The sequence below is a fragment of the Entomohabitans teleogrylli genome (genome assembly GCF_001484765.1).
Lineage (GTDB): Bacteria > Pseudomonadota > Gammaproteobacteria > Enterobacterales > Enterobacteriaceae > Entomohabitans > Entomohabitans teleogrylli.
Genome location: NZ_LLXO01000014.1, coordinates 160,291 through 175,106 on the forward strand (window position 1 = coordinate 160,291; position 14,816 = coordinate 175,106).

Below are 14,816 nucleotides of genomic sequence, written 5' to 3' on the forward strand. Positions count from 1 at the left end.
AATACTGATAACGGAAAACGATAAATGCAGCGTAGTGTACTGTGCTCAACAGGGGATGACAAAGTGCAACACTTTGGCCGCACAAATTGCACAATTGTTACGTAGCGTTATCATTCATTTTTCATGTTGTTCAGTCACTTATTTGTAAAGTTTTGTTGATGAAATATTCATATCTGTGATCGTCACCCCACAATCTGGTCATGCCTGTTGTCTATACTTTGCTCATAGGGAATGAGGATTCTCCTTACCCAGCCAGATATCCGGAGGTGACATATGAAACGCAAAAACGCTTCGTTACTCGGTAATGTTCTGATGGGGATGGGCCTGGTTGTGATGGTAGGCGGCGTAGGATACGCCCTCTTAAATCAACTCCCGCAGCTTAATCTGCCACAATATTTTGAACACGGTGCGTTACTGAGTATCTTCGTCGGCGCCATTTTGTGGTTAACCGGTGCGCGTATTGGTGGGCATGAGCAGATCTCCGATCGCTACTGGTGGGTGCGTCACTTCGACAAACGCTGTCGTCGTAACGGCCAGCATAAGCCAGGCTGATGTTTTGATTGCATTACCGAAAGCAAAAAGCCAGTCATCGTGACTGGCTTTTGTACTTTAGCGCCGTTTATTACAGCCCGGCTAACGCGTCATTGCGGTCCGGGAAGAACACCAGTCGCCCCGGTATCGGTTTGATACCGGCCCGGGCGAGGGTTTTCAGCGGTTGAAATTCCAGATTAGTAATCCGCAGTTCACAGCCCTCAGGCAGTTTATCGACAAAACGCTGCAGGGCGTCAAGCCCGCCGGCGTCGAGCACCGCAACCGCATCCCACTGCAGAATAACGATCCTTTTCCCGTCGATACGCGTCAACAGATCGTTGAAAATCCCTTCGGCGGCGGCAAAGAACAGCGGTCCGGTCACCCGAAAGGCGAGTACGCCGTTCGGCAGCGCCACATTGATCGCCGCCAGTTTGGTCATGCGCGCGATACGGCGCATAAACAGCAGCGAGGCCAGCACGATCCCGACGCTGATGGCGATCACCATGTCGAACAACACTGTCAGCGACATGCAGATCAGCATTACGATGATGTCGTCTTTTGGCGCCCGGCGCAGCAGGTTCAGCACTTTGTGCGCCTCGCTCATGTTCCACGCCACCATCAGCAGCAGCGCCGCCATGGCGGAAAGGGGCAGCCAGGAGAGCAGCGGCGCCAGTACCAGCAGCGCCAGAATAACCAGCAGTGAGTGAATGATTGCCGCCACCGGAGAGGTGGCGCCGGCCCGGACGTTAGCTGCCGAGCGGGCGATCGCGCCGGTGGCGGTAATGCCGCCGAAGAATGGGGCTATCAGGTTGCCCAGCCCCTGCCCGAGCAGTTCGCTGTTGGCGTTGTGTTTAGTGCCGGTCATGCCGTCCAGTACCACCGCGCACAGCAGGGATTCGATAGCGCCGAGCATGGCCATTGAAAATGCGGCGGGCAGCAGCAGGCGGATAGACTCCCAGCTCAGGGTAAAACTGGATTCCGGGATATTCCACGGCAGGGTCAATTGCGGCAGAACCTGCGGGATGCCGTTGCCCATCGAGCCGTCGGCCAGTAGGTAGTGGAAGCGGGAACCGATAGTGGCGATATCCGATCCCAGCAGGTGGGCGATGCCCATCACGGCGCAGCCTGCCAGCAGCGCCGGCAAGTGACCGGGCAGGCGAATACCCAGCCGCGGCCACAGAATCAGTGTACCCAGCGTGACAATCCCCACTGCCGCGTCTCCCCAGTTGATAGTCGGCAACGCCATGGCCAGCGCGGCCACTTTGCTGAGGTAATCTTCCGGCACGTGGGTTATCGCCAGCCCGAAGAAATCTTTCAGTTGCATGGTGGCAATGGTGATCCCGATACCGGAGGTAAAGCCCAGCGTGACCGACAGGGGGATGTATTCAATCAGGCGCCCTAAACGCCCGATGGCGAACAGCACCAGAAACAGGCCGGACATCAGGGTGGCGATCAGCAATCCCGCCAGCCCGAACTGTTGGGACACCGGGTAGAGGATCACCACAAACGCCGCCGTGGGGCCGGATACGCTGAAGCGCGAACCGCCGCACAGCGCAATCACAATACCCGCCACCGCCGAGGTGTACAGACCATACTGCGGCGCGACGCCGCTGCCGATAGCCAGCGCCATGGCGAGGGGAATGGCGATAATGCCAACCGTCAGCCCGGCGATCAGATCGCGCATAAAGCGTGAAGAGGTGTACTTCTCGCGCCAGCAGGCGTCGATCATAGCCCGAAATGGAACAACCTGAGTTAAGAAAGATGTTTTCACTGTCATCGTCCGTGAGCGAGATAACAGGCATTTATCAGCTAAATGCCGGGTACTGCTGCATTAGTCATACAAATAAATAACAATCATAAAAAAACCCGCCGCAGCGGGTTTTCTGACACTCTCCGATTAATGTTCAAACATCGCGGAGATAGATTCCTCGTTGCTGATACGGCGAATTGCTTCCGCCAGCATACCAGAAAGGGTCAGGGTACGAACTTTATCCAGCGCTTTAATTTCCGGGGTCAACGGAATGGTATCGCAAACGATAAATTCGTCGATCACTGAGTTCTTAATGTTTTCCAGCGCATTGCCGGAGAAAATCGGGTGCGTGGCATAGGCGAACACCCGTTTGGCGCCGCGTTCTTTCAGCGCTTCAGCCGCTTTGCACAGGGTACCGCCGGTGTCGATCATATCGTCGACCATAACGCAGTCGCGATCCGCGACGTCGCCGATGATGTGCATGACCTGGGAAACGTTAGCGCGCGGACGACGCTTATCGATAATCGCCATATCGGTGTCGTTGAGCAGCTTGGCGATGGCGCGGGCGCGCACGACGCCGCCGATATCCGGAGACACGACGATAGGATTATCAAGATTCTTCTGCAGCATATCTTCCAGCAGAATCGGGCTGCCGAAAACGTTGTCTACCGGGACGTCGAAGAATCCCTGAATTTGTTCCGCATGCAAATCCACGGTGAGCACGCGGTCGACGCCGACGCTGGACAGGAAGTCCGCTACGACTTTCGCCGTAATCGGCACGCGGGCGGAGCGCACGCGGCGGTCCTGGCGGGCATAGCCGAAGTAGGGGATAACCGCGGTAATACGGCCTGCGGAAGCGCGGCGCAGGGCGTCAACCATTACAACCAATTCCATCAGGTTGTCATTTGTTGGGGCGCAGGTGGACTGGATGATGAAAATATCACCACCGCGTACGTTTTCATTGATTTGTACGCTGACTTCGCCATCGCTAAAGCGGCCGACAGCGGCGTCGCCAAGTGAAGTGTACAGGCGGTTGGCAATACGTTGTGCTAGTTCCGGGGTGGCGTTACCAGCAAAAAGCTTCATATCAGGCACGAGAAGAACCTCAGGCATGCGTCCAGTGGTGGAGGGTGGCTGCCCATAATTTGCGGGAGGGGCAGAGCACCGACCAGGCGGTGTATTTAAAGAGCGCGATGCAACGTCTGAAACGAGGTGACGCTGTCACCAACGCTCGTTTGCCCCTGAAATGGCTCGGTGTAGCGGAGAAATGTTGACGCCGCACGCCACAAAACCCTGTAGCCACTCCGGGGCTTGTTCCAGCACCTGCCGGGCAGCGGACTCGGTGTCAAATTCAGCAAACACACAGGCCCCTGTGCCAGTCAGGCGCGACGGCGCGTATTCTAACAGCCAGGAAAGCAGTGCATCAACCTCACGAAAACGTTTTCTCGCGATAACCTCACAATCGTTATTAAATTCACATTTTAATAACGTTTCGATTGACCTGACCGGTGAGTTGCGCGGCAGGTCGGGATCTTTAAAAATCACCGGTGTCGGAATGCTGATTCCGGGATGCGCGACCAGGTACCATTTTTCCGGCGGTGAAACCGGAGTGAGCCGCTCGCCGACGCCTTCGGCAAACGCGGCGTGACCGTGGACGAACACCGGCACATCGGCGCCCAGCCGTAGCCCGAGCGCCGCCAGCTCATCAAGGGAAAAGCCGGTACGCCACAGGTGATTCAACGCCACCAGCACGGTGGCGGCGTTTGAGGAACCGCCGCCCAGCCCGCCGCCCATTGGCAGCTTTTTATCGACCCCGAGGTCGGCGCCAGCGCCGTCCGCCAGGGTACCAGCCTGGCGGGCGGCATCCCTCAACAACCGGGCGGCGCGCACGATCAGATTATCGTCATCCGCCACGCCGGGAACCGGGGTGATGAGACGCAATTTGCCGTCGTCGCGCAGCGTGATGGCAATCGTGTCGCCATAGTCCAGGAACTGGAACAGCGTCTGGAGATGGTGATATCCGTCGGGCCGCCGGCCGGTAATGTACAAAAACAGATTCAGTTTCGCCGGGGAGGGCCACAGGGTTACCATCAATTCACCGTCCAGCTATTCATTTTTAGCTTAATACGCAGATCGCCTTCGCGCAGCTCCATGTTGGCAGGCAGCGGCGGCTGGGTACTACTGTCATAATCGCTATACACCACTTTCCAGGTCTTGCCGTCCTGCTGGTAGCTCAGTTCGCGCAGGCGATACTGGTCATCGAGCTGGTAGTCGCTGGCGTCGCCGGGTAGGCCGAGCATCCACTGGCGCAGGCTGTTAATCGGAATCGGCATCCCGGTCAGGCGGGCGATCATCTCTTCGGCATCCTGGGCGACGTAGCGCTTGCCTTTGTTATCCACCAGTTGCACCACGCCTGGCTGGGCGTTGAGTTCCATTTCGGTGCTGCCCAGCGGGTTGGTCAGCAACAGACGATAGCGGTCCGGGCCGGTCTGCTGCCAGAAGAAGCGGGCGTAGACTTTCTGGCGGTCCGACAGAAAGGCGAAGGAGCCGCGAGTCTGGTACTGAGTGATGGCGGCGATCTGTTGCTGGCGCTGTTGCCACTGCGGGGAGTCGGGACTTTTTCCCGGCCCCTGCGGTTTGTTGATGGCGCAGGCGCTGAGCAGTAGCGCGGCCAGCGGCAACAAACGCAGGGGGCGAAGACGTGACGTAATCATCATAATAGAGATGAATCCTTGAAGTTCCTGGTAATAAGCGGTAATGCTAGCGTCAGGTGACAAGGGCGTCTATGGGCAGTTTGTGATAAATCATCAAATTATCTATTACTCTGAAAGAGGGCGTTCCCTTTTATTGACCTGCCGCATCCTGTATGATGCGTGCAGAAGTCCATATCAACACCGGTACTACTCCCGCTCACATGACCCTGTTAGCTTTAGGCATTAACCACAAAACGGCCCCGGTATCGCTGCGAGAGCGTGTCACGTTTTCGCCGGATACGCTTGACCAGGCCCTGGACAGCCTGCTGGCACAGCCGCTGGTGCAGGGGGGGGTGGTATTGTCGACTTGTAATCGTACCGAACTCTATCTGAGCGTTGAACAGCAGGATAATCTGCACGAACAACTGATTCGCTGGCTGTGCGATTATCACCACCTTGATGAAGAAGAACTGCGCAACAGTATTTACTGGCACCACAATAACGATGCCGTTAGTCATCTGATGCGCGTGGCCAGCGGGCTGGATTCGTTGATTCTCGGCGAACCGCAGATCCTCGGCCAGGTGAAAAAAGCCTTTGCCGATTCTCAACGCGGCCATTCGCGCTCCAGCGAACTGGAGCGGATGTTCCAGAAGTCCTTCTCGGTGGCGAAACGGGTGCGCACTGAAACCGAAATCGGCGCCAGCGCCGTGTCGGTCGCTTTCGCCGCCTGTACCCTGGCGCGGCAAATTTTCGAATCGCTGTCCGAGGTGACCGTCCTGTTGGTCGGCGCCGGGGAGACTATCGAACTGGCGGCCCGCCATCTGCGTGAACACCACGTACGACATATGATCATCGCTAACCGCACCCGCGAGCGCGCCCAGCGTCTGGCGGATGAGGTCGGCGCCGAAGTTATCGGCCTGAGCGATATTGATACCCGGTTGCAGGAAGCCGATATCGTTATCAGTTCCACTGCCAGCCCGCTGCCAATCATCGGTAAGGGGATGGTCGAGCGCGCCCTGAAAGCGCGCCGTAACCAGCCGATGCTGCTGGTGGATATCGCGGTGCCGCGCGATGTGGAGCCGGAGGTCGGTAAACTCGCCAACGCCTACCTGTATGGCGTCGACGATTTACAGGCCATCATTCAGCACAATATGGCTCAGCGCCAGGCGGCGGCCGTGCAGGCGGAATCCATCGTCGCCCAGGAAACCAGCGAGTTTATGGCCTGGCTGCGCGCCCAGGGCGCCAGTGATACCATCCGCGAGTATCGCAGCCAGGCGGAACTGATCCGCGACGAGCTGAGCGAAAAAGCGCTGGCGGCGCTGCAGCAGGGCGCTGATGCTGAAGCGGTGCTGCAGGATCTGGCCCGCAAGCTCACCAACCGTCTGATTCATGCTCCAACCAAATCTCTCCAGCAGGCCGCCCGTAATGGGGATGAAGAGCGCCTGCATATTTTGCGTAACAGCCTTGGGCTGGATTAGCACAACCCTCCGTCACGAATAAGGTGAATAACCACCCATGAAGCCTTCTATTGTTGCCAAACTGGAAGCCCTGCGGGAGCGCCATGAAGAAGTTCAGGCCCTGCTGGGGGACGCTGCGACGATTGCCGATCAGGAGCGTTTTCGCGCGCTCTCCCGGGAATATGCCCAGCTTAGCGATGTATCTGGCTGTTTTCTCCAGTGGCAGCAGGTTCAGGAAGATATCGCCACGGCGGAAAGCCTGCTTGACGATCCGGAAATGAAAGATATGGCGCAGGAAGAGCTGCGCGATGCGAAACAACACAGCGAAACCCTGGAACAGCAGTTACAGGTGCTATTGCTGCCGAAGGACCCGGACGATGAGCGTAATGCGTTTCTCGAAGTGCGCGCCGGCACCGGCGGCGATGAAGCGGCCCTATTTGCCGGCGATCTATTCCGCATGTACTCCCGCTATGCTGAATCGCGCCGCTGGCGGGTGGAAATCATGAGCGCCAACGACGGGGAACACGGCGGCTATAAAGAGGTCATCGCCAAAATCAGCGGCGACGGGGTCTATGGCCGCCTGAAGTTTGAATCCGGCGGCCACCGGGTACAGCGGGTTCCGGCTACGGAATCCCAGGGGCGTATTCACACCTCTGCCTGTACGGTGGCGGTGATGCCGGAGCTGCCGGAAGCCGAGCTGCCGGATATTAACCCGGCGGATCTGCGCATCGATACCTTCCGTTCCTCCGGCGCCGGCGGGCAGCACGTTAACACCACCGATTCGGCAATCCGTATTACCCACCTGCCGACCGGGATTGTGGTGGAGTGCCAGGACGAACGCTCACAGCACAAAAACAAAGCTAAAGCGCTGGCGGTGCTCGGCGCGCGTATTCACGCCGCTGAAGTCGCCAAACGCCAGCAGGAAGAGTCTTCCACCCGGCGTAATCTGTTGGGCAGCGGCGATCGTTCGGATCGTAACCGCACTTATAACTTTCCGCAGGGGCGAGTTACCGATCATCGCATTAACCTGACGCTGTACCGGCTGGATGAAGTCATGGAAGGAAAACTGGACATGCTGATTGAGCCTATTGTTCAGGAGTACCAGGCCGATCAGTTGGCGGCGCTCGCCGGGCAGGATTGATGGAGTATCAGCTCTGGCTTAAACAGGCTATCGCGCAACTGCGCGGCGGGGAAAGTCCGCGCCGCGATGCCGAAATCATTCTGCAGCATGTTACCGGCAAAAACCGAACCTTTATTCTGGCGTTTGGCGAAACCGTGCTCGACGATGATCAACTGGCGCAACTGGACGGGTTGCTGGCACGGCGTATTGCCGGTGAGCCGGTGGCTTATCTTATCGGCGTCAGAGAGTTCTGGTCATTGCCGCTGGAGGTATCGCCAGCCACTCTGATACCGCGTCCCGATACCGAATGTCTGGTGGAACAGGCGCTGGCCCGCTTGCCGCAACAATCCGCGGCGATCCTTGATTTAGGCACCGGCACCGGCGCGCTGGCGCTGGCGCTGGCCAGCGAACGTGCGGATTGCCAGGTGACCGCCGTGGACGTGGTGCCGGAAGCCGTCGCTCTGGCGGCGCGCAACGCGCAGCGCCTTGGTATCGCGAATGTCTCGGTGCTGCACAGCAACTGGTTCAGCGCTCTGGCGGACAGACGTTTTACGATGATTGTCAGTAATCCTCCGTATATTGATGCGCAGGATCCCCATCTGGAACAGGGGGATGTGCGTTTCGAACCGGCCAGCGCGCTGGTCGCCGGGCAAAACGGCCTGGCGGACATTGCGGCGCTGGTGACTCAGGGAAGGGAGCACCTGTTGCCAGGTGGGTGGCTGCTGCTTGAGCACGGCTGGCAACAGGGGGAAGCGGTGCGTCGCCTGTTTATGGCGGCAGGATATTGCGCCGTTGAAACCTGCCGCGATTATGGCGGCAATGAACGCCTGACTTTGGGGCAATACCTTTAACTGACAGGAGCGGCTGACTGTGGCAGCTTATTTTGCGTTTAAGCATCTGCATATTCTGACAGTCGTGATTTCTGTCACACTGTTTGTTTTACGTTACTGGTGGCAGTATCGTGCGTCGCCGATGGCGGCAAAGCGCTGGGTGCGCATTGTACCGCACGTTAACGACACGTTGCTGCTGTTGAGCGGCGCGGCGCTGATGGTTATCACCCGTTTCTGGCCGTTTACGCCCCAGGGGGCATGGCTGACGGAGAAGCTGTTTGGCGTTATTATCTATATCGTTTTAGGGTTTATCGCGCTGGGGAGACGCCCGCGCAGTCAGCAGGTGCGCTGGGTGGCGTTTCTGCTGGGGCTGGTGGTGCTTTACATCATCATTAAACTCGCCACCACAAAAATACCGTTACTGGGGTTAGTATGAAGTCGTTAGCCGATTTCGAATTCAACAGAGCGCCGCTCTGTGAAGGCATGATGTTAGTTTCACAAGTCATCAGGGACGACTTCCCGACTCAGGAGGTCCGCGATCAGCTGAACAAGCTGGTGAAGATGGCGCGTGAAGAGATTTATGATGGGCTGCATCAGGACATGCAACTGGAAAAATTGCTCGAGCTGTTTTATGGCGAGTGGGGATTCTGCGACGCCAGCGGCGTGTACCGGCTGTCCGACGCGCTGTGGCTCGATAAAGTGCTGAAGCATCGCCAGGGCAGCGCGGTGTCGCTTGGGGCGATTCTGCTGTGGATCGCCGGTGAGCTGGATATCCCGCTGATGCCGGTGATTTTTCCCACTCAACTGTTGCTCAGGGCCGACTGGATGGACGGCGAAATGTGGCTTATCAACCCGTTCAACGGCGATACCCTCGACGAGCATACCCTTGAGGTATGGCTGAAGGGCAATATCAGCCCAACGACGGAGTTGTATGATGAAGATCTGGATGAGTCAGATAATGCGGAAGTGATCCGCAAGCTGCTTGATACGCTAAAATCGTCGTTGATGGAAGAGCGTCAGATGGAACTGGCGCTGCGCGCCAGCGAAGCGTTATTGCAGTTTAATCCGGAAGACCCCTATGAGATTCGCGATCGCGGGCTGATTTACGCCCAACTGGACTGCGACCACGTGGCGCTCAGCGATCTGAACTACTTTGTGGAGCACTGTCCGGAAGATCCCATCAGCGAAATGATTCGGGCGCAGATAAACTCTATTTCCCATAAACAAATTACGCTGCATTAAAACGTTAACGGATTCCGATTTACACCTGATAAGGCGAAAACATGAAACAGAAAGTAGTCAGTATTGGCGATATCGATGTGGCAAACGATCTGCCGTTCGTGCTGTTTGGCGGTATGAATGTACTGGAGTCCCGCGAGCTGGCGATGCGTATCTGCGAACACTACGTCAAAGTGACCGATAAGCTGGGGATTCCCTACGTATTTAAAGCCTCTTTCGATAAAGCTAACCGTTCATCAATTCGCTCTTATCGCGGCCCGGGTCTTGAAGAAGGGATGAAAATCTTCCAGGAGCTGAAACAGGCTTTTGGCGTGAAGATTATTACTGACGTGCATGAAGCGCAGCAGGCGCAGCCGGTGGCCGAGGTGGTGGATGTGATTCAGCTTCCGGCCTTTCTTGCGCGCCAGACCGATCTGGTGGAAGCGATGGCCAAAACCGGCGCGGTGATTAACGTGAAGAAGCCGCAGTTTATCAGCCCGGGGCAGATGGGCAATATCGTCGATAAATTCCATGAGGGCGGTAACGACAAAGTGATCCTCTGCGATCGCGGTACCAACTTCGGCTATGACAATCTGGTCGTGGACATGCTGGGTTTCAGCGTGATGAAGAAGGTGTCAGGTAATGCGCCGGTGATTTTCGATGTGACTCACGCCCTGCAGTGCCGCGACCCGTTTGGCGCCGCTTCCAGCGGTCGTCGCGCACAGGTCGCCGAGCTGGCGCGCGCCGGTATGGCGACCGGTCTGGCAGGGCTGTTTATTGAAGCGCATCCGGATCCGGAACATGCGTTGTGCGATGGTCCATCGGCGCTGCCGCTGGCTAAGCTGGAGCCGTTCCTTGCCCAGATTAAGGCTATCGACGATCTGGTGAAGAGTTTCCCGGCGCTGGATACCAGCCACTAATCAGAATCGTTGTTGAACAGCAAAAAGCCCTGCCGGTATGGATCGCGACAGGGCTTTTTTGTGGAACGGGCAATCGGCGGCGGAATCACGCCGCACTGCCGTCAGGCAAAAATAGTCATCAGATAGGCGGCGAACAGCGCCAGATGGGCGGAACCGCTCAGCACATTGGTTCTGCCGGTGGAGAATGAAATCTGGCACAGCACCAGCGCGGCCAGCATCACCACCAGCTCCGGCATGCCGAGACCGAACATCAAATCGTTGCCGGTAATAATGGCAATCAGCGTTACCGCTGGTACGGTCAGGGAGATTGTCGCCAGCACCGAACCGAAGAACAGGTTCATTGCGCGCTGCACCTGGTTATTCAGCACCGCTTTCATGGCGCCCAGCCCTTCCGGCGACAGAATCAGCAGCGCCACCAGGAAACCGGTGAACGATACCGGCGCGTTCAGGTGGCTTAACAACCCTTCCAGAGGACCCGCGTTCATTTTAGTGACCGAAATCACCGCAATCAGGTGAACGATAAGCCACACCGCATGCCATTTACTGCTGTGGGCCGAAGGCTTACCGTGGTGCGGATCGTCGTCGTCGCTGTCGTCTTCATGCTCATAGACAAACAGACTCTGGTGGGTTTTGGTCTGGATCAGCAGGAACACGCCATACATCGCCGCAGAGATCAGCGCCACCAGCAGCGATTGCGCCGTAGTGAAATTTCCCCCCGGCAGGGCGGTGGGGAACACCAGCACGATCACCGCCAGCGGAAACAGCGCCATCAGATATTGCTTAATACCGAATAAATTAACGTACTGAGTAGCGAATTTGCGCCCGCCGAGCAGCAGCGCAAAGCCAACCAGCCCGCCGGAAACAATCATGATGATCGAGTAAAGCGTATCGCGCATCAGGGTTGGCGCGGCGTCGCCGGTGGCCATCAGTGCGGAAATCAGACTGACTTCCAGAATAACCACCGAAAGACTGAGGATCAGTGAACCGTACGGCTCGCCCAGACGGTGCGCCAGTACGTCCGCATGACGTACCACGCTGAAGGCGCTGCTCAGAATGGCGACCAGCGCGAGAATATTAATACCGACGATCGCTGGCAGTGACTGGCTGGAACCGAATAAAGCCAGTACTGCCAGCGCTACCACCGGGAAAATAAGAGATGTTTCCTTATGGCGGGTCTTGACCACCTCATGCGTTGTTGCTGTCATTTGTACTCCATTTCAGCAGGTGAATACCTGTTTATGATTATAGTAAGGCGTTGAAACCGCGATAAAATAACAGAAAAAAGACTTTATTTGCAGACAATTTACGAATTTTTACTGCTTTGGTGTAAATTCTTATTGAGATGGTGATAAATCACGGCAATATGGAATTAGTTGATGATAAACATATGGTTAACTATTCATAAAGTTAAAACTATTGCTGCGATTTGCCCTTTTGCTCCTCTTGTCCCATGCTGAAGGTTTCCCCCCAAAGAGGAGAGCGCCCATGCCGTATCGTTCACGTTCCGCGTTACCCGAAAGTGTACGCCATGTTCTGCCGGAGCACGGCCAGGATATCTATAAAGAGGCATTTAACAGCGCATGGGAAGAATATCAGCACCAGAAGGATAGAGAGGAGACCGCGCACCGTGTGGCGTGGAGTGCGGTTAAACATGTTTATCAAAAAAACGCAGATGGACGCTGGGTTCGCCGCAAAGATCATAAGTGACGCATATTTCAGGGAAAGCTATTGCCTGGGGCGAGCGAACCGCCGTCGGGCGTCGTTTTTTGGGAAATAATCACCAGGCGGCCCCTTGCCAGCCACAGCAGAATTGCATATCGTCATTTTAAGATTGCTTTTTTTTCATGCAGTCACAGCCGGGACTGGCGGAAATGAGGTACAGCAGGGAAGCCGCAGTGGTGGAGGTTAAGGGTGTTAACGCGTGATTTCTTGATGAAGGCGGATTGTAAGACGTCATTCGGAACTATTGAGGAATCGTTATTGTGGAGTCCGGAACAGCGGGCGGCGTCACTGGCTGCAACGCTGGCTTGCCGGCCCGATAACAGTCCGGTATGGATTTTCGGCTATGGTTCGCTAATGTGGAACCCGGCTATGGAGTATGAAGAGTCCTGCTCGGGTACGCTACCCGGCTGGCATCGTGCATTTTGTCTGTGCCTGACGGCAGGCCGCGGTACCGCCTGCCAGCCCGGGAGAATGCTGGCCCTGAAAGAGGGTGGCCGCACCACCGGCATCGCCTACCGTCTGCCGGAAGGGAGCCTTGAAGACGAGCTGGCGCTGCTGTGGAAGCGGGAGATGATCACTGGCTGCTATCTGCCGACCTGGTGCCAGTTGTCCCTTGACGATGGGCGTACGGTAAACGCGCTGGTTTTCATTATGGACCCCCGCCATCCGCTGTATGAGTCTGACACCCGGCCACAGGTGATTGCCCCCCTGATTGCCTGCGCCAGCGGGCCGCTGGGGACGAATGCCCAGTATCTTTATGCTCTGGAGCAGGAGTTGCGCAAACTCGGTATGCGCGACGAATGTATGGATGAGCTGGCGATGGAAGTCCGCGCCTGGCAGCAGCATCACAACGATGTACTTTCCCGGCCCGGAACAGCGCAGTAGCGAGGGTGCAAATGTTATACAAAACCCGCACGGCGTGCGGGTCTGTTTTTTTATTATTATGTTCAGGCCGGGACGTAACTGATGGAGTGCTCCAGCGACTGGTTATGGCTGTCGATCAGCACTTTCCAGGTACCGCTCCACGGAACGGTCAGATAGGCATCGCTGCATCCCTGAACGCTCAGTACATCAAGCTCGGCGGGGGTTTCCCGTTCGCTCATTAAGTGAATATGACATTTGTCGGAGCAGCGAACCACCACCGTATCACCGCCAAACAGTTTCAGACTAGCTTTGACTAGCGCCATGTTAAACACCCCGTTGTTTGCTAAAAAACACATCCCTGCGTACCCTGTCCTGAAAAAGTGATGTTGTTCACAAATCACCCGTTATGCATAACACCAAAGGTGCAGGTGTTAATGACTGACCTTGATCAAATAAAAATGCAATCTATCAACATTTGTTATGATTCGCTCTCTGAGCCGCGAAGAATACGACAATCCTCCGGCGCGGCGTTTTGTGACAGAGATTAAATTCTGCGAGATCTTTGACTGCCAGTGAATAGTGAAATGCCGGGGAAGGGGGGCAGCGGCTGGCGGGAACCGGCCGCAGAAAAGGGCAAACTCAGAAGGTCAGTACCTTATCGGCTTCCAGCGTCCACTGGGCCAGCTCAATCAGCGTGCCGATTTCAACGCCATCGATAAGCGGCAACTGGCTAACGCCGCGTCCGTCAGCGCAGGTCTTACACAATTTCACGACCACTCCCTGCGCGGTAAGGATCTCCAGCATTTGCTGGATGTTGTAGCCTTCCGCCGGCTTTTGTCCGCGCAGGCCGGCGGTGACCGCATCGGACATTAAAAAAAGTTTTAGCGCCAGTCCGGCATCCTGTTCGCGCATCGCGATGGCCAGACGCAGGCTGTTAAACAACATTTCACTGCCGTAGGCGGCGCCGTTGGCGATAATAACAATTTTCTGCATCCTGAGATTACCTGTTATCAGTGGCAACGCGCGGCGCGAAATGAGTTACGTCGCCGCGCGTCAACAATAAACGTAGTCTGTATGGTACTGCGTGGCTGACGCGCCAGCCAGGGAAATGCTATTGGCCGAAACGGCCAACCAGTCCCGCCGCCGCCAGCGCATGGCCGCGCAGTTTTTCAAACAGCGCTTCCCGGCTCAGCCCGGCGGGCAGGTCAGGCGCCAGATCGGTGGCGATCAGGGTGAAGGTGTAGTGGTGAGCGCCGCTGCCCGGAGGTGGGCAGGGGCCGTGGTAACGCTGATTGCCTGGGCTGTTGACCCCACCGGTATAACCTTTACCGTCGCGCAGATCGTTAGCGGCAAAGCCGGTAGCGCTGGCGGGGATGTTATACGCCACCAGGTGCGTTACACCCAGACCTTTCGCCCCTTCAGGGTCATACATGACCAGGGCAAAACTTTTCGTCTCCTGCGGCGGATTATTCCATACCAGCGTCGGGGACTGGTTTTCACCGGTGCAGTTGGGGTTATTGCTGGCGTTACCGGCGTACTTCTGCGCCAGTAGCGCATTATCGGAAAAGTCCGGAGATTGCAGATTAAAGATGCCTTCTGCGGCCACGCTGCCGGTGAAGATGGACAGCGCCAGAGCAAGGGCGGACGGTAGTTTCTTCATAATGCCTCCTTTCAGTGGGTACGCTAAGGGTAGCCTGGGAATGCCGGCAGA

17 protein-coding genes are annotated in these 14,816 nt (G+C 56.6%); 9 read left to right on the forward strand and 8 right to left on the reverse strand.

All coding sequences use genetic code 11. The features are described from left to right. Positions 1-273: 273 nt before the first annotated feature. Positions 274-552: a stress-induced protein YchH gene (gene ychH / locus AQ981_RS17300; protein ID WP_058912989.1), complete on the forward strand. Its 279-nt coding sequence runs from the start codon at positions 274-276 to the stop codon at positions 550-552. A 70-nt stretch (positions 553-622) separates the two neighbouring features. Here ychH and dauA read toward each other — a convergent pair whose 3' ends face one another. From dauA to lolB, 4 genes are all read right to left on the reverse strand, one after another. Next, positions 623-2,302 carry a C4-dicarboxylic acid transporter DauA gene (gene dauA, locus AQ981_RS17305; RefSeq protein WP_275935311.1) on the reverse strand — a complete coding sequence of 560 codons (1,680 nt, stop codon included), beginning with the start codon at positions 2,300-2,302 and terminating at the stop codon, positions 623-625. 126 nt (positions 2,303-2,428) lie between these two features. Further along, positions 2,429-3,376: a ribose-phosphate diphosphokinase gene (prs, locus tag AQ981_RS17310; RefSeq protein WP_058912991.1), complete on the reverse strand. Its 948-nt coding sequence runs from the start codon at positions 3,374-3,376 to the stop codon at positions 2,429-2,431. Positions 3,377-3,502: 126 nt separating this feature from the next. Next, on the reverse strand, positions 3,503-4,372 hold the full coding sequence (gene ispE / locus AQ981_RS17315; RefSeq protein WP_058912992.1) for a 4-(cytidine 5'-diphospho)-2-C-methyl-D-erythritol kinase: 870 nt from the start codon (positions 4,370-4,372) through the stop codon (positions 3,503-3,505). Beyond that, positions 4,372-4,995 (reverse strand): lipoprotein insertase outer membrane protein LolB, encoded by a 624-nt coding sequence (gene lolB / locus AQ981_RS17320; protein WP_058913034.1) that lies wholly within the window; start codon positions 4,993-4,995, stop codon positions 4,372-4,374. The genes ispE and lolB overlap by 1 nt, the downstream gene beginning before the upstream one ends. Positions 4,996-5,195: 200 nt before the next feature. Here lolB and hemA point away from each other — a divergent pair, with 200 nt between their 5' ends. From hemA to kdsA, 6 genes are read left to right on the forward strand one after another with little or no spacing between them, the layout of a single operon-like run. Beyond that, positions 5,196-6,452 (forward strand): glutamyl-tRNA reductase, encoded by a 1,257-nt coding sequence (gene hemA, locus AQ981_RS17325; protein WP_058912993.1) that lies wholly within the window; start codon positions 5,196-5,198, stop codon positions 6,450-6,452. Positions 6,453-6,489: 37 nt separating this feature from the next. Then, entirely contained in the window at positions 6,490-7,572 is a 1,083-nt protein-coding gene (gene prfA / locus AQ981_RS17330; RefSeq protein ID WP_058912994.1) for a peptide chain release factor 1, read from the forward strand. Beyond that, complete coding sequence (gene prmC, locus AQ981_RS17335) at positions 7,572-8,402, forward strand: peptide chain release factor N(5)-glutamine methyltransferase (protein WP_058912995.1); 831 nt, start codon at positions 7,572-7,574, stop codon at positions 8,400-8,402. Before prfA ends, prmC begins: the two co-directional genes overlap by 1 nt. A gap of 19 nt (positions 8,403-8,421) precedes the next feature. Continuing rightward, a complete protein-coding gene (sirB2, locus tag AQ981_RS17340; protein ID WP_058912996.1) occupies positions 8,422-8,817 on the forward strand; it encodes an invasion regulator SirB2 in 396 nt (131 codons plus the stop codon). Continuing rightward, on the forward strand, positions 8,814-9,623 hold the full coding sequence (sirB1, locus tag AQ981_RS17345) for an invasion regulator SirB1 (RefSeq protein WP_058912997.1): 810 nt from the start codon (positions 8,814-8,816) through the stop codon (positions 9,621-9,623). Before sirB2 ends, sirB1 begins: the two co-directional genes overlap by 4 nt. A 41-nt stretch (positions 9,624-9,664) precedes the next feature. Then, a complete protein-coding gene (gene kdsA / locus AQ981_RS17350) occupies positions 9,665-10,519 on the forward strand; it encodes a 3-deoxy-8-phosphooctulonate synthase (protein ID WP_058912998.1) in 855 nt (284 codons plus the stop codon). A 101-nt stretch (positions 10,520-10,620) separates the two neighbouring features. Here kdsA and chaA read toward each other — a convergent pair whose 3' ends face one another. Next, positions 10,621-11,724 (reverse strand): sodium-potassium/proton antiporter ChaA, encoded by a 1,104-nt coding sequence (gene chaA / locus AQ981_RS17355; protein ID WP_058912999.1) that lies wholly within the window; start codon positions 11,722-11,724, stop codon positions 10,621-10,623. Between the two features lie 280 nt (positions 11,725-12,004). Between chaA and AQ981_RS17360 the strand changes: the two genes are divergently transcribed. Together AQ981_RS17360 and AQ981_RS17365 are read left to right on the forward strand one after the other, a co-directional pair. After that, positions 12,005-12,226 (forward strand): ChaB family protein, encoded by a 222-nt coding sequence (locus AQ981_RS17360; RefSeq protein WP_058913000.1) that lies wholly within the window; start codon positions 12,005-12,007, stop codon positions 12,224-12,226. 204 nt (positions 12,227-12,430) lie between these two features. Then, entirely contained in the window at positions 12,431-13,126 is a 696-nt protein-coding gene (locus AQ981_RS17365; RefSeq protein ID WP_058913001.1) for a gamma-glutamylcyclotransferase, read from the forward strand. 62 nt (positions 13,127-13,188) lie between these two features. Here the strand turns inward: AQ981_RS17365 and AQ981_RS17370 are convergent, their stop codons facing one another. The 3 genes from AQ981_RS17370 to AQ981_RS17380 form a co-directional block, all read right to left on the reverse strand. Further along, the gene (locus AQ981_RS17370; protein WP_058913035.1) at positions 13,189-13,428 is read right to left on the reverse strand and encodes a DUF1883 domain-containing protein; all 240 of its coding nucleotides are present in this window, start codon (positions 13,426-13,428) and stop codon (positions 13,189-13,191) included. Between the two features lie 316 nt (positions 13,429-13,744). Next, entirely contained in the window at positions 13,745-14,098 is a 354-nt protein-coding gene (locus AQ981_RS17375) for a DsrE/DsrF/TusD sulfur relay family protein (protein WP_058913002.1), read from the reverse strand. Between the two features lie 118 nt (positions 14,099-14,216). Beyond that, positions 14,217-14,765: a YbhB/YbcL family Raf kinase inhibitor-like protein gene (locus AQ981_RS17380; RefSeq protein ID WP_058913003.1), complete on the reverse strand. Its 549-nt coding sequence runs from the start codon at positions 14,763-14,765 to the stop codon at positions 14,217-14,219. Positions 14,766-14,816 lie beyond the last annotated feature (51 nt).

Bases quoted from the DNA above. Each gene is read 5' to 3' on its own strand.
- AQ981_RS17360 (WP_058913000.1), top strand. From the start codon at position 12,005: ATGCCGTATCGTTCACGTTCCGCGTTACCCGAAAGTGTACGCCATGTT.
- AQ981_RS17375 (WP_058913002.1), bottom strand. From the start codon at position 14,098: ATGCAGAAAATTGTTATTATCGCCAACGGCGCCGCCTACGGCAGTGAA.
- AQ981_RS17370 (WP_058913035.1), bottom strand. From the start codon at position 13,428: ATGGCGCTAGTCAAAGCTAGTCTGAAACTGTTTGGCGGTGATACGGTG.
- ispE (WP_058912992.1), bottom strand. From the start codon at position 4,372: ATGGTAACCCTGTGGCCCTCCCCGGCGAAACTGAATCTGTTTTTGTAC.
- prmC (WP_058912995.1), top strand. From the start codon at position 7,572: ATGGAGTATCAGCTCTGGCTTAAACAGGCTATCGCGCAACTGCGCGGC.
- prfA (WP_058912994.1), top strand. From the start codon at position 6,490: ATGAAGCCTTCTATTGTTGCCAAACTGGAAGCCCTGCGGGAGCGCCAT.
- lolB (WP_058913034.1), bottom strand. From the start codon at position 4,995: ATGATTACGTCACGTCTTCGCCCCCTGCGTTTGTTGCCGCTGGCCGCG.
- hemA (WP_058912993.1), top strand. From the start codon at position 5,196: ATGACCCTGTTAGCTTTAGGCATTAACCACAAAACGGCCCCGGTATCG.
- AQ981_RS17380 (WP_058913003.1), bottom strand. From the start codon at position 14,765: ATGAAGAAACTACCGTCCGCCCTTGCTCTGGCGCTGTCCATCTTCACC.
- sirB1 (WP_058912997.1), top strand. From the start codon at position 8,814: ATGAAGTCGTTAGCCGATTTCGAATTCAACAGAGCGCCGCTCTGTGAA.
- chaA (WP_058912999.1), bottom strand. From the start codon at position 11,724: ATGACAGCAACAACGCATGAGGTGGTCAAGACCCGCCATAAGGAAACA.
- kdsA (WP_058912998.1), top strand. From the start codon at position 9,665: ATGAAACAGAAAGTAGTCAGTATTGGCGATATCGATGTGGCAAACGAT.
- ychH (WP_058912989.1), top strand. From the start codon at position 274: ATGAAACGCAAAAACGCTTCGTTACTCGGTAATGTTCTGATGGGGATG.